Annotated in this window: 11 protein-coding genes; 9 read left to right on the forward strand and 2 right to left on the reverse strand. The window is 41.2% G+C overall.

The window, feature by feature from the left end:
* Window positions 1-54: 54 nt before the first annotated feature.
* From B9Y69_RS13810 to B9Y69_RS13820, 4 genes are all read left to right on the forward strand, one after another.
* Window positions 55-1,098 carry an LLM class flavin-dependent oxidoreductase gene (locus B9Y69_RS13810; protein WP_317042144.1) on the forward strand — a complete coding sequence of 348 codons (1,044 nt, stop codon included), beginning with the start codon at window positions 55-57 and terminating at the stop codon, window positions 1,096-1,098.
* A gap of 43 nt (window positions 1,099-1,141) precedes the next feature.
* Window positions 1,142-2,206 (forward strand): dual-specificity RNA methyltransferase RlmN, encoded by a 1,065-nt coding sequence (gene rlmN / locus B9Y69_RS13815; RefSeq protein WP_085473564.1) that lies wholly within the window; start codon window positions 1,142-1,144, stop codon window positions 2,204-2,206.
* Between the two features lie 80 nt (window positions 2,207-2,286).
* Complete coding sequence (locus B9Y69_RS19110; RefSeq protein WP_144036584.1) at window positions 2,287-2,589, forward strand: hypothetical protein; 303 nt, start codon at window positions 2,287-2,289, stop codon at window positions 2,587-2,589.
* A 77-nt stretch (window positions 2,590-2,666) separates the two neighbouring features.
* Window positions 2,667-2,978, forward strand: coding sequence for a ComF family protein (locus tag B9Y69_RS13820; RefSeq protein WP_085473565.1), 312 nt, complete (start codon window positions 2,667-2,669; stop codon window positions 2,976-2,978).
* Window positions 2,979-3,109: 131 nt separating this feature from the next.
* On the opposite strand, the gene B9Y69_RS13825 is transcribed toward B9Y69_RS13820, so the two are convergent.
* Window positions 3,110-3,499, reverse strand: a complete 390-nt coding sequence (locus B9Y69_RS13825; RefSeq protein ID WP_085473566.1) for a VanZ family protein — start codon at window positions 3,497-3,499, stop codon at window positions 3,110-3,112.
* A gap of 200 nt (window positions 3,500-3,699) precedes the next feature.
* Between B9Y69_RS13825 and B9Y69_RS13830 the strand changes: the two genes are divergently transcribed.
* The 3 genes from B9Y69_RS13830 (at window position 3,700) to B9Y69_RS13840 (ending at window position 8,498) form a co-directional block, all read left to right on the forward strand.
* Window positions 3,700-4,032 (forward strand): PadR family transcriptional regulator, encoded by a 333-nt coding sequence (locus tag B9Y69_RS13830; RefSeq protein WP_085473567.1) that lies wholly within the window; start codon window positions 3,700-3,702, stop codon window positions 4,030-4,032.
* A 32-nt stretch (window positions 4,033-4,064) separates the two neighbouring features.
* Window positions 4,065-5,783 (forward strand): PspC domain-containing protein, encoded by a 1,719-nt coding sequence (locus B9Y69_RS13835; protein ID WP_085473568.1) that lies wholly within the window; start codon window positions 4,065-4,067, stop codon window positions 5,781-5,783.
* Window positions 5,784-6,080: 297 nt separating this feature from the next.
* Entirely contained in the window at window positions 6,081-8,498 is a 2,418-nt protein-coding gene (locus tag B9Y69_RS13840; protein WP_085473569.1) for an outer membrane beta-barrel family protein, read from the forward strand.
* 112 nt (window positions 8,499-8,610) lie between these two features.
* Here the strand turns inward: B9Y69_RS13840 and uxaC are convergent, their stop codons facing one another.
* The gene (gene uxaC / locus B9Y69_RS13845; RefSeq protein ID WP_085473570.1) at window positions 8,611-10,017 is read right to left on the reverse strand and encodes a glucuronate isomerase; all 1,407 of its coding nucleotides are present in this window, start codon (window positions 10,015-10,017) and stop codon (window positions 8,611-8,613) included.
* Between the two features lie 239 nt (window positions 10,018-10,256).
* Here uxaC and B9Y69_RS13850 point away from each other — a divergent pair, with 239 nt between their 5' ends.
* Both B9Y69_RS13850 and B9Y69_RS13855 read left to right on the forward strand, forming a co-directional pair.
* A complete protein-coding gene (locus tag B9Y69_RS13850; protein ID WP_085473571.1) occupies window positions 10,257-11,075 on the forward strand; it encodes an SMP-30/gluconolactonase/LRE family protein in 819 nt (272 codons plus the stop codon).
* A 97-nt stretch (window positions 11,076-11,172) separates the two neighbouring features.
* Window positions 11,173-12,480 (forward strand): UDP-N-acetylmuramoyl-tripeptide--D-alanyl-D-alanine ligase, encoded by a 1,308-nt coding sequence (locus B9Y69_RS13855; RefSeq protein ID WP_085473572.1) that lies wholly within the window; start codon window positions 11,173-11,175, stop codon window positions 12,478-12,480.
* The last annotated feature ends 29 nt before the right edge of the window (window positions 12,481-12,509 follow it).

Below are 12,509 nucleotides of genomic sequence, written 5' to 3' on the forward strand. Positions count from 1 at the left end.
TGCGAGCAAACATACAGGGGGCTATCTTTGTATTATAAAAGGAGAACAAAAACAATGATAGAATTAGGTATTGGTATGTTTGGCGACCTACAGGTCGACTCAGCAACAGGAAAAATTCAGCCGGCAGCACAACGCATGCGGGAGATAATCGAGGAAGTTAAATTGATGGATCAGGTTGGTTTAGATTTCTTTGGTATGGGTGAACACCACCGGGAAGACTATGCGGTGGCATCTCCCGAGATTATCCTTGCGGCGGCAGCGACAGTAACTAAAAACATTAAATTGGGAAGTGCGGTTTCTGTTATTAGCTCGGCGGATCCAGTCAAATTATTTCAGGATTTTGCATCCGTTGACATTATATCGAATGGTCGCGCCGAAATTATGGCTGGTAGAGGTTCGTTTATCGAGTCCTTTCCACTATATGGCTATGATCTTAAAGATTATGCCGACCTGTTCGACGAAAAACTCGAGCTTTTATTGCGCCTAAACAAGCAAGATACGATTACATGGTCAGGTCGGTTCCGTAAACCATTGATTAATCAGCAGATCTACCCGAGACCGGTAAACAATAGTATGCCAATTTGGGTTGCAGTGGGAGGAACAACTTCTTCTGTCATCCGTGCGGGACGCTTAGGTTTGCCAGTAATGTTTGCGATAATTGGTGGTGCACCGGAAAACTTCAAACCCTTATTTGAGGTATATGAACAAGCGTGGGTTGATAATGGGCACGATATGAAAGATTTCCAGGTTGGGGTGCATATGCATTCTTTCTTTGGCGATAACAGCAAAGCAATTGCGGATAAATACTACCCGTTTTATGCCTCACAGATGAATCGGATCGGAGCTTCTCGCGGATGGCCTCCATATCAACGGTCTCAATATGATTTCGGACGTTCGATACATGGACATTTAATTGTTGGTGACGTAAACGAGTCGATTGATAAAATATTACATGTTATTGAGATGTTCGGATTAACCCGTTTTTCTGCTCATATGGATGTGGGAAGCCCGGATCATGCGGATATGATGCGTGCGATTGAATTGTACGGAACGCAGATTGCACCAAAAGTTCGTGAAGCCCTGAAAAAGGCAGAATAGGAATATGATATTGAGTTAATATTTTTTGCCGTATCTTTGCACCGTGGTAGAGCAGAACAAATTAATCGATATAAGAAGTCTTTCCTTGGCACAACTCAAGGACAAGCTCGTGGAAATGGGCGAACAAGGATTTCGCGCAAAGCAAATTTACGAATGGCTTTGGGCGAAATCTTGCACTGACTTTGATGAAATGAGTAATTTAAGTAAGCCACTCCGTGAAAACTTAAAAGCACATTTTACTATACATGCTGTAAAAGTTCGAAACGCACAGATCAGTGCCGATAAGACGATTAAGAACAGTTTTACCCTGTATGATGGCAATGTGATTGAAGGGGTATTGATTCCTGCTCCTGAGCGCATGACCGCTTGTGTCAGCTCGCAGGTGGGCTGTAGTTTGACGTGTAAATTCTGTGCGACAGGTTACATGGATCGTAAGCGTAACCTCAATGCCGATGAGATTTATGATCAGGTCGTTTTAATTGCAAAGCAGGCGGAAGAGCATTATCAACAACCCTTGACGAATATCGTGTATATGGGAATGGGGGAGCCTTTATTGAATTATAGCGGAATGATGAAGTCTGTAGAGCGTATTACATCACCTGATGGTTTGAATATGGCTGCTAAGCGTATTACCGTATCTACGGCAGGGATTGCAAAAATGATCAAAAAGCTTGGCGATGATGAGGTTCGTTTTAATTTGGCGCTCTCGTTACATGCGGCCAACGATAAAAAGCGGAATGAGATCATGCCGATCAATGAGCAAAACTCCTTGAAAGCATTGGCAGAGGCGCTGAAATACTTTTATGCCAAAACAAAAAATCCGGTAACCTTTGAATATATTGTCTTCCATAATTTTAATGACGAATTGGAAGATGCCAAAGAATTGGCGCGTTTTTGTAAGCATGTACCATGCAAAGTAAACATCATTGAATATAACCCGATTTCTCTAGCTGATTTTGTCAATGCAGAAGCGGATAAAATAGAGCAATTTGCTACCTACTTGCGGTCGCAAGGTGTGGTCACCAATGTTCGACGAAGCCGCGGTAAAGATATTGATGCTGCTTGCGGTCAACTTGCTATTAAAGAAAAAGAATCTGAAACCGCATAAGGGGCTGATATACATCTGTTTGATTTTTTAATGCGCTGTAATATGTGTATCTTGTAGAGATCCACATATTATAGACCCCCATGCCAATTACAAACTACTGGAAAAGCTTTCTAGCTATTCTATTTCCTCCACTGTGTATTGCTTGTGAAGATGTGTTGCTTTATCAGGAACGCTTACTCTGCATTACTTGTCTTTTTCATCTCCCTGTAAATGATCATTATTTGTTTCAGGAAAATGAAATAACACGTCGCCTATTGGGTAAGATGGAGTTACACAGCGGCATGGCATATTTTTCATTTGCAAAATCATCCTTTGTTCAGGAGATTGTTCATAAAATGAAATACCGGGGCGACAGGATATCGGTCTTCATTTTGGACAGCTGATAGGTAAGCAACTGCAGCAATCAACGTCCTTGCCTCCGGTGGATCTTATTGTCCCGATTCCTTTACATCGAAAAAAAATGAAAGCCAGAGGCTACAATCAGTCAGATGCACTGGCAGATGGAATTGCCAAGGTATTGTCCGTGGATGTTGATAAACTCCTTTTAGAGCGTGTGCGAAATAGTCCTAGCCAAACGAAGATGAAACGGATTGATCGGGATGAGAACGTCGAGGGGGCATTTATTTGTCGGTCGACAAATAAACTAACAGGAAAGCACATTCTGTTAGTGGATGATGTCGTTACAACAGGAGCGACGATTGCCGCAGCAGCACAAGCGATTCAGGATGTCGCTGATTGTAAGCTTTCTGTAGCAGTCTTGGCACAGGCATAACCGCCTATTTTCGTTTGCCGCTCGTTGCCGAAGGACAACCACAGTCCTTTTTGAATACGGCGCAAGATTGTAACGTGAGTACGGTTAGGGCGAGGAAAGCGATCCAATAACGTAGATGTTTTGTTCTCATATTATTTGTAAGAAACACGTGTGCGATAAAGTAATAAATAACTGAATAAAGCCATGCCTATACCAACAAAATCAGCGAAAATATCCCACCAATCTGCCATCCGATCTACCGAATAATAGAATTGAATTCCTTCCGTTAAAAAGGCAAAAAAAGCCGCTACAAAGAAAACAACCAAAGCAGATACAATTTTGTTTGCCCGTCTTTTAGAGTTGGCACTTGTTGCCTTTAATAAGAGCGTGGTGAAGACAAAGAAAAAGCCGCAATGAGCAAGTTTATCAAAACCTTCAAAGTAATTTGTGTTTGGTAAATCGTTCGAAGGCATAGACATCAAGGCCAACATAATTATGGACCATATGATTGCCCAAGCGTAACTATAGATAAAGCGAAGCATTGCTTATAAAAGTCGGATAAATTATGCAGACTTCAAAGGAAAGAGGGTTGAAATTTACTTTATAGGAAAATTTGCAACGGTTCGTTATTCTTTTGATTAAAATTATTCGCCTGTAAATCAGCGTGTTGCGACATTGTTTTGTATTTTTATAGTACTATGTATTGCATAGTACAATATAAAGCCTATATCTTTGTATTGTTATGATAGCTGAAAACACACAAACCCAGATGAGGAAGGGGATACTAGAGTACTGTATCCTTTCTATAATTTCCCGAGGGGAAATCTATGCCTCAGATATTATCAGCGAGCTGAAAAAGGCACAGCTCCTGGTGGTGGAGGGTACGTTATATCCTTTGTTGACACGGTTAAAAAATAATGGTTTGCTGAGTTATAATTGGCAAGAGTCCAGTTCGGGGCCACCACGAAAATATTACCAGATCACCAATGAGGGACGCGACGTTCTCCAGAAACTAGATGTCACATGGAAAGAATTGGTATTTGCCGTTCAAATCTCTTTGCAAGGACGGATTTAACTTGATAACTAACAAATTATAAAAATACGGTCATGAATAAGACAATCATAATAAACATTAACAGTATCGTTTTCCATATAGAGGAAGATGCGTATGAGACATTGCGCGCCTATATGATCGATATTAAGAAGCATTTTGGAAATACGACTGAAAGCAAGGAAATCTTAGAAGATATTGAAAACCGCATTGCTGAAATGTTCAATGAACGCATCCAGTCGGGACGTAAGGAAGTCATTAACTTAGAAGATGTACAACAAGTCATCTTACAAATGGGTCAGGTGAGCGATTTTGAGGATCGCGGAGAGGCGGCGGATGATTTTCAGTATGAGCGTTCAAGAGATGAAAACCCATCGGACCATTTTGGGAAAAAGCTGATGCGTGACCCGGATGATAAGATCATGGGCGGTGTATGTAGCGGTTTAGCACACTATTTCGGTATGGAGCCTCGTTGGGTACGTATTTTATTGGTGTTATTTGTGCTAATTGGGGGATCAGGTTTTCTGATATATGTTATTCTGTGGATCGTGATGCCAGAGGCTGAAACGAGAGCCGATAAGATGGCTATGCGCGGTAAGGAGCCTAATTTACAGAATTTCAAAGAGTCCTTTGATGAGGAAGTAAAAAGCTTCTCAGACAATTTTGCTGGAGCAGGAGAACAGATTAGTCGTGGTGCCCGTTCGGCCGGCAGTGCGATGGGAGGCTGTCTAGGTTTTATCGGTAAAATGATTGCTTGGTTGTTGCTGATAAACACAGCGCTAAGTGTGCTCGGCTTGTTTATATTCTATGTATTCAATTTAATGAACTTGTTTGGCTTGGAGAACCCGATGTTCTTCCCTCCATTACGGGTATTGGCGGTCGACGATGCGCTTATTGCCATTACATTAGGTTTCTTAGCTATTGTTATTCCCTTATTTGCGTTTGCTTTGTTACTTATTCGTATTCTTTTCAAAACAGAGAAACTCAATAATTACCTTTCGCTTTCTTTATTTGCGGCATGGGTTGTATCCATTGTCGGTGTCATCTACTACTGTGTTTATGCTTCTCAGGATTTTAGAGAAAAAAGCACGATCAGCATTCAGAAAAGTATTTCGGAGCAGGATGTGTATCATTTTACAGAGAAAGATGTTCGTGTTTTGGATGCGAATGAGAAAGATTCGATCCGATCAAAATTTAATATACAAATGGACGGGGAGGACTTACGAAACTTCTTGAATGGCAATATCGATATTTCGTTTGAGAGCATAGATTCGTTAAGCAAGCCTTATATTCAATATAACTATTCGGCCAAAGGAAAGTCCTACCAGTTGGCCTCGGAAAGAGCTCGTAACATTGTGTATGAGGCTATTCAGGAAAAAGGAACGGTTCTATTTCCGAGTCACTTTTTGCTGAAGAAAAATGCGCTAGATCGTGATCAATATGTTCGTGTGGTCGTCTTTCTACCGGTAGGAGCAAAAGTTGCGATACACAAAGAGATGGAGTGGAAGTTAAGAGGAATATCGTATGGAGATTGCCTGATTAATTACGCCGATCCGGATCACCAAAAATTAACAGACTGGAAGATGACGAAGGCGGGTCTGGTATGCCTGGAGCTTCCTAAGGAGGAAGATGACAAACGTGAAGAAGTCGAAGAGGAAGCAAAAGAATCTGCTGAGGTTATCACGAAGAAAGATTCGGTCATTAAAATTGATGGTGGAAATGTAACCATCGAGGTAAAGGACAACAATGTAAAAATCAATAAGAAATCAACATAGTCTGTCGTGTACAGTTATAGTAAATAAAAAAATGGAGCATAATGCTCCATTTTTTTATTTATATAGACGCAACCATTCGTACGAATCTCTCGTCCCTAGTATAGCTATCGGTAAAATGCGTGAAAATGGTTTCACCGACTATATTTCGGGTTTCACCGAAAAAACAGAAATACTGGTCTAAAGATCGTTTTACGAGACCTTATACACCTGTATTTTTGTATTGTTCCTTCTAGGAATAACTTACAATAAACAAAACAACTAAACAAGAAACTACTAAACAAAGCTTAACAAGAAACTATGAACAAAGTCTACATTTATATCGTATTGACCCTGAGTACACTTATCCAGTCGTTGGCCGCTTTCGCCCAACAGGCAGAAGTAAAAGGGAAGGTACTCGCGGAGGATACGAAACCGCAAGCAAGCGTTTCTGTGTATTTGATGACACCCAAAACAAATGCAATAATTAAAACATCGGTTACCGATGATAAAGGTCAATATATTTTCACAAATGTTCCGAATGGAGAGTTTGTTGTACAAGCATCCTCGGTCGGTTTTGAGGCGGCTCGCTCAAACAATTTACAACTTAATAATGCTCCCGTATTGGTGAGTGACCTGGTGCTCAAGGTGTCCTCCAACACGATTGGCGCCGTTACTGTGGAAGGAAAAGTTCCTCTTGTACAGCAACGGGATGGTAAATTGGTTCTGAATGTTGAAAATTCAACGTTAGCTGCCGGAAATACAGCGTTAGATATTATTCAGCGTGCACCCGGTGTAAGTGTCGATAAAGATAACAATCTACAGTTGATGGGGCAGGCGGGAGTAAATGTAACGATCGATGGACGCCAGACTTATATGAGTAGTGAACAGCTTGCTACGTACTTGAAATCGATGGATGGCGGACAGATTAAAAGTGTAGAAGTAAGTACCACTCGGAGTGCTAAAGAGGATGCTGAAGGTGCGGTGGGAACAATTAATATTGTCCTTAAAAAGAATCGTCTGGAGGGATTTAACGGAACATTTTTGGCAAGTGGCGGGTACGGGAAATATGAACGAGCAAACAGCTCTCTCAGCCTAAATTACAAAAAGAATAATACGACATTGTTTGGCTCATATGGATTTACACATAATAAGCGAGGCATCGATTTAATGGTGGACAGGGCAATGGTGGATGCAGGTAAGCAGCGTGTTTTTCATCAAGAAGCAAACTTGATTGAAAAAACGAATTCACATAACTATAAGTTTGGAATTGAGCAACGGACGTCTCCACGCAACACCATGTTATTACAGTTTTCAGGAGATAACTATGCGGAAAACCCCGAAAATAACAGTGTGACAAATATGGGTTCTAGCCTAACGTCAATTGATTCGATCTTATATTCGGAATCCAGAAGTAAGACGCCTGTCAATCGTTATTCTGCAAATTTTAACAACGAGTTTAAAGTGGATACGATAGGCGGAAAGCTGGTGTTGGATCTTGACTGGAGTATGTTCCGTAATGATGCGCGGGTAGACTATACATACAATACCTATTTCCCCGACGGAAGTCTTGTTCGTCCAACGGAGCTGGAACGTAGTTATATGCCGGTAGACATCGATATTTATGTTGCTAAGTTAGACTTTCTGAAAACTATCGGTAAAGGAAAGTTGGAACTTGGAGCGAAGTATAGTAATGTAAAATCGGACAACAATTTAGGTTTTGAGCATTTTGTGAATGGACAATGGCAGGAGTTTGAGGGCCGTCCGAACCATTTCATCTATACGGAGCAAATCGCGGCGGCATACGCTGATTATAGCCGCGTGTATGGAAAGATGAGCATTAAGGCTGGATTACGTGGAGAGTATACATTTTCTGATGGAAATTCAATAACGATGAACAATCATGTGAAACGGGATTATTTAGATCTTTTTCCATCTGCAAATATTGGCTATACGGTTAATGAGAACAATATTCTTTCATTGGGATATGCACGGAAGGTGGCGCGTCCAAATTACCGGAACTTAAATCCTTTTGAATACTATATAGATAAGTTTACTTCACAACGAGGAAATCCGTATCTTAAACCCCAATATACAGATGGCTTTACATTGAACTACACGGTGAGGAAAATGTATAACATCACGCTTGGTGCTGATATTACTAACGACGCGATGGTTGAAAGTATGGGACAGAACACAGAAACAGGGCAGGCTTGGATCACAAAAGATAACTTAGGGAAATCGTGGACCAGCTACCTGAATGTTAATGTACCAGTACGCATCGGCAAAATTTGGACCATGAATAATAACCTAACAGGAATATATATGCACTTTAAAGGACCAATTGTAGGGTCGTATGTGGATGACGGTTCATTCTTCTTCCAAGGTAGAAGTATGAATAACTTTAGAATGTCAAAAGCGTTATCGGCGGAGCTTTCGGTGAACTACAACAGTGCCTTTTTGTATAATGTATACCAGATTGGGGCGCGTTGGGGAACGGATGTGGGAATAAATTATAACTTTAAAGACCAGCGAAGTTCATTGAAGCTAGCAGGTACTGATATTTTTAAAACGCAGAAAAATAATATTACAACGAATTTTGCGGAGTTCGATTCGAAGATTCGCCAATACAATGACAACCGTACAGTGCGCTTAACATACACCTATAAGTTTGGAAATCTTAAGCAACAGCTGAAAAGAAATAATACAGACTCGGATGAGAAAAACCGGGCGCAATAAAAATCTTTGTTTCAATGTTTAGTTTATAGTGGAAAGCCGTAGGCAGCCATGCCTGCGGTCTTTCTCTAAAGGAGTACTACGTTGCTAGACGTACGTACTCCTTTTTTATATATTACCTTTTGAAATTGAAATAATTCTTTGCGTTGGAGTAGCAAATATCCTGTATTATTTTTCCGATCCATTCCAGGTCATGAGGAAGTTCTCCATTGACGATATCTTCCGCAAAGAGATTACACAGCAAACGCCGGAAATATTCGTGTCTAGGGAAAGAAAGGAAGCTTCGGGAGTCTGTTAACATACCGACCAGGCGACTGAGGAGCCCCATGTTGGAAAGCGTGTTAATTTGTTTCGTCATCCCATCTTTTTGATCCAGAAACCACCACGCGGATCCAAACTGAACCTTGCCGGCGACGGAGCCGTCATTGAAGTTTCCAATCATAGCTGCAATTAGCTCATTATCCGCTGGGTTGAGGTTGTATATAATGGTTTTTGCGAGTTTGTTTGTGCTATCCAGTTTGTTCAAGAATTTTGACAGCGCTTGAGCTTGGGTAAAATCACCGATAGAGTCCCATCCCGTGTCGGGTCCTAAGAGCGATAACATACGCGTATTGTTATTGCGTAAGGCACCGAGGTGATACTGTTGTACCCAACCTTTTTCATGATCCCATTCTGCAAAGTATATCAACAAAGCGGATTTGAATTTGAGGCGTTCCGATAGCGCCAGAGGTTGGTTGTTTCTTATTTTGCCAAATATAGCCGTAATTTCTGCCTCGGTGTAGTCTTCCGCATAGATATGTTCTAAGCCATGGTCCGAAACCGAACAGCCATGCGCCGCAAAGTAATCATGTCTCGATTTTAAAGCTGATAGGAAATCGTTTAAGGTCGTGATCGATTGATTGGTAATTTGCTCTAATTTATTGATGTAGGCATTAAAAGTCTCTAAATTATCACAAGCCATAGCCTTGTCCGGGCGGAAAGCAGGGAGCATGATAAAGGTATCATTTTCTTTTGCAAATGCTTGATGATGTTCTAGGCTGTCCAAGGGGTCATCTGTTGTGCAGATAGCTTCGACATTCATTTTTCGAAGCAAACTGCGGACACTATAATCTTGCGTTTGCAGCAGCTCTGAACATTGATTATAGATCTTTTCAGCAGACTTAGGTGTCAGTAGCTCATGTATGTTAAAATAGCGCTGGAGCTCCAAGTGTGTCCAATGATAAAGCGGATTACGCATGGTATAGGGAACCGTTTCTGCCCATTTTTGAAATTTCTCTAAGTCACTCGCATGCCCCGTGACGTAGCGCTCATCCACCCCATTGGTGCGCATCGCTCTCCACTTATAGTGATCACCGTATAGCCAAATTTGTGTGAGGTTTTCGAAGTTTATATCGTGTGCAACCTGCTCCGGAATTAAATGGTTGTGATAATCAATGATCGGTTGCTCTTTTGCATAATTATGGTATAGCTCCTGTGCAGGTTTACTATGTAACAAAAAATTCTCGTCTAAAAATGGTTTCATTTATTTCTTTAAAGGGGTTTAAATTTAAAGTAGCGAATGCGGTCTTCTATGTTACAATGGTACTACGATTTTGTCACATATGGAACCTTAAAATACGCAAACGTTATCGTTTCGTGAAAGCTTCTATATCATAAGTTACCTAATTAATCGTTTTCGAACGAGAATCTGTCTTCGGATTAAAATTGCATTTCAAGGCAATATTATTTAAGTTTATCCATACGAAGTAAAAATAGTAAGGTATGAAAAAAATATTCATGTTACTTGCCATGTGCAGCCTGGTTGGCAGCAGCTTTGGGCAGAAGAAGCTTGTTGAGCTGTGGGAGACAAAAGATTTGCCGACTCCGGAGTCTGTTTTGTTCTCTGCAAAGAACAAGGTGCTGTATGTGTCGCTTATTGATGGAGGCGGAGCGGATAAAGATGGCCAAGGTGGTATCGCGATCCTTAACATGGATGGCTCTGTAAAAAATAAGAATTGGATTACAGGGATGGATGCACCAAAGGGATTGGCTATTCATAAGGACTTGCTTTATGTCGCGGATATCAATTCCGTTTCTATTATCGATATTATTACCGGTAATGAAGTCGATCGTGTTGCAGTACCTGGGTCGGTATTCTTGAATGATGTTGCGGTAGATGACAATGGTGTTGTTTATGTATCGGATACACGAGAGAGTAAGATATACGAATTAAGGGATCATAAACCTACTGTTTTTATGGAAAACACGACAAGTGTCAACGGCTTGAAGTTTATAAACGGATATCTATATGCTTTGGTCGGACCGGAGTTATGGAAAATAGATCGGAATAAGAAGTCTACAGTAGTTGCAAAAGGATTTGAGCTTGATGGCGATGGTGTAGAGCCTGTTGGTAATGGTGATTTTTTAGTTACCTGTTGGGGCGGACTCGTATACTATGTGAAAGCAAATGGAGAGATCCAACAGCTGTTGGATGTGCGTGGGACGATGAATACCGCTGACTTAGGGTTTCATCCCGAAACGAATACCGTTTATATCCCAACGTTTAATAATGATAGCGTAAAGGCATATAAGCTTCAGTAAGCTGGTGAGGCGGTTCGTCGCTGTAGCACGAAAATATAAGAGATAAGCATTGTTTATATAAAATAAACAATGCTTATTTTTGTTTAAAATAATCAACATGGACATTCACGCGCTTTACAAGTTGTATCAGGAAAATCCTGTTATCTCGACTGACACCCGTACGATCCCGGAAGGCTCTATCTTTTTTGCGCTTCGCGGAGAAAAATTTAATGCCAACACTTTTGCCGCACAGGCATTAGCAACGGGAGCAAGTTATGTCGTCGTTGATGAAGCGAATTATGTTGTGGATGATCGTTGCATTTTAGTAGATGATGTGTTGTCGACGTTGCAGCAGCTTGCGAACTTTCATCGGCAGCAGCTGACGATTCCAGTGATTGGTGTAACGGGAACAAACGGTAAAACCACAACAAAGGAGTTGTTGTATGCTGTCCTATCGCAAAAATTTAAGACCTATGCGACAAAGGGCAATCTCAACAACCATATTGGTGTTCCTTTGACGCTTTTGGCGATTCAGGACGATGTGGAGGTTGCTATTATAGAAATGGGGGCTAATCATCTTGGTGAGATTGGCTTTCTATGTAGTATTGCCGAACCGACCTGCGGTTTGATTACCAATGTTGGCAAAGCACATCTCGAGGGGTTTGGTTCATTTGAAGGAGTGAAAAAGACCAAAGGCGAATTGTACGATTTCTTGAAAAGGACAGATGGCCTTTTATTCTTGCAAGGGGATAATGAGCACCTGACAGAAATGGAGAAACAGCGCGGCATAAACCACGTCGTACGCTATGGTTTTTCTTCTGCCAATGATATTATTGGGAAACTTGAAACGGCTAATCCACTGCTGACAATTTCCTGGAGAACACATAAAGAAGGCGAAGCTGCTCTGTCCATTGTAAAGACAAACCTTACGGGGTCTTACAATACAGAGAATATATTAGCAGCTGTTGCGGTAGGGTTGCATTTTGGTTTAACAAAAGAAGAGGTAAATGTGGGGCTGGAATCGTATACCCCAACCAATAATAGGTCGCAAATTACTAAAACGGCAAACAATGTGGTGATTGCGGATTATTACAATGCCAATGCGAGCAGTATGGCTGCGGCTTTAGATAATATTGCGGTAATCGAGGCATCCAAAAAAGCGATTATTCTTGGCGATATGTTTGAGATGGGGGAAGAGTCCTTTGTCGAACACCAGAAGGTAATTGCCAAAGCACAGTCTATTGGGGTAGATCGGTTGATTTTTGTGGGCAAGGCCTTTTATGAGCAACGAGAGGTTGCCGATGAATTTTACCAAACAACAGAAGAGGCAATAGAGGCTATATTAAGGAATCCTGTCTCGGGGTGTACCATTTTGCTCAAAGCATCTCGTGGAATGGCTTTTGAAAAGCTAATGGAAGTATTATAACAGAAGAGCCGGTTTTAAACCGGCTCTTC

The sequence above is a fragment of the Sphingobacterium psychroaquaticum genome (genome assembly GCF_900177625.1).
In the GTDB taxonomy this organism is placed as follows: Bacteria; Bacteroidota; Bacteroidia; order Sphingobacteriales; family Sphingobacteriaceae; genus Sphingobacterium; species Sphingobacterium psychroaquaticum.

What these genes read in the sequence shown, in the direction of transcription:
- uxaC (WP_085473570.1), bottom strand. Translation starts at nt 10,017, where the DNA reads ATGAAACCATTTTTAGACGAGAATTTTTTGTTACATAGTAAACCTGCA.
- B9Y69_RS13855 (WP_085473572.1), top strand. Translation starts at nt 11,173, where the DNA reads ATGGACATTCACGCGCTTTACAAGTTGTATCAGGAAAATCCTGTTATC.
- B9Y69_RS13825 (WP_085473566.1), bottom strand. Translation starts at nt 3,499, where the DNA reads ATGCTTCGCTTTATCTATAGTTACGCTTGGGCAATCATATGGTCCATA.
- B9Y69_RS13820 (WP_085473565.1), top strand. Translation starts at nt 2,667, where the DNA reads ATGAAAGCCAGAGGCTACAATCAGTCAGATGCACTGGCAGATGGAATT.
- B9Y69_RS13840 (WP_085473569.1), top strand. Translation starts at nt 6,081, where the DNA reads ATGAACAAAGTCTACATTTATATCGTATTGACCCTGAGTACACTTATC.
- B9Y69_RS13810 (WP_317042144.1), top strand. Translation starts at nt 55, where the DNA reads ATGATAGAATTAGGTATTGGTATGTTTGGCGACCTACAGGTCGACTCA.
- B9Y69_RS19110 (WP_144036584.1), top strand. Translation starts at nt 2,287, where the DNA reads ATGCCAATTACAAACTACTGGAAAAGCTTTCTAGCTATTCTATTTCCT.
- B9Y69_RS13835 (WP_085473568.1), top strand. Translation starts at nt 4,065, where the DNA reads ATGAATAAGACAATCATAATAAACATTAACAGTATCGTTTTCCATATA.
- B9Y69_RS13830 (WP_085473567.1), top strand. Translation starts at nt 3,700, where the DNA reads ATGATAGCTGAAAACACACAAACCCAGATGAGGAAGGGGATACTAGAG.
- B9Y69_RS13850 (WP_085473571.1), top strand. Translation starts at nt 10,257, where the DNA reads ATGAAAAAAATATTCATGTTACTTGCCATGTGCAGCCTGGTTGGCAGC.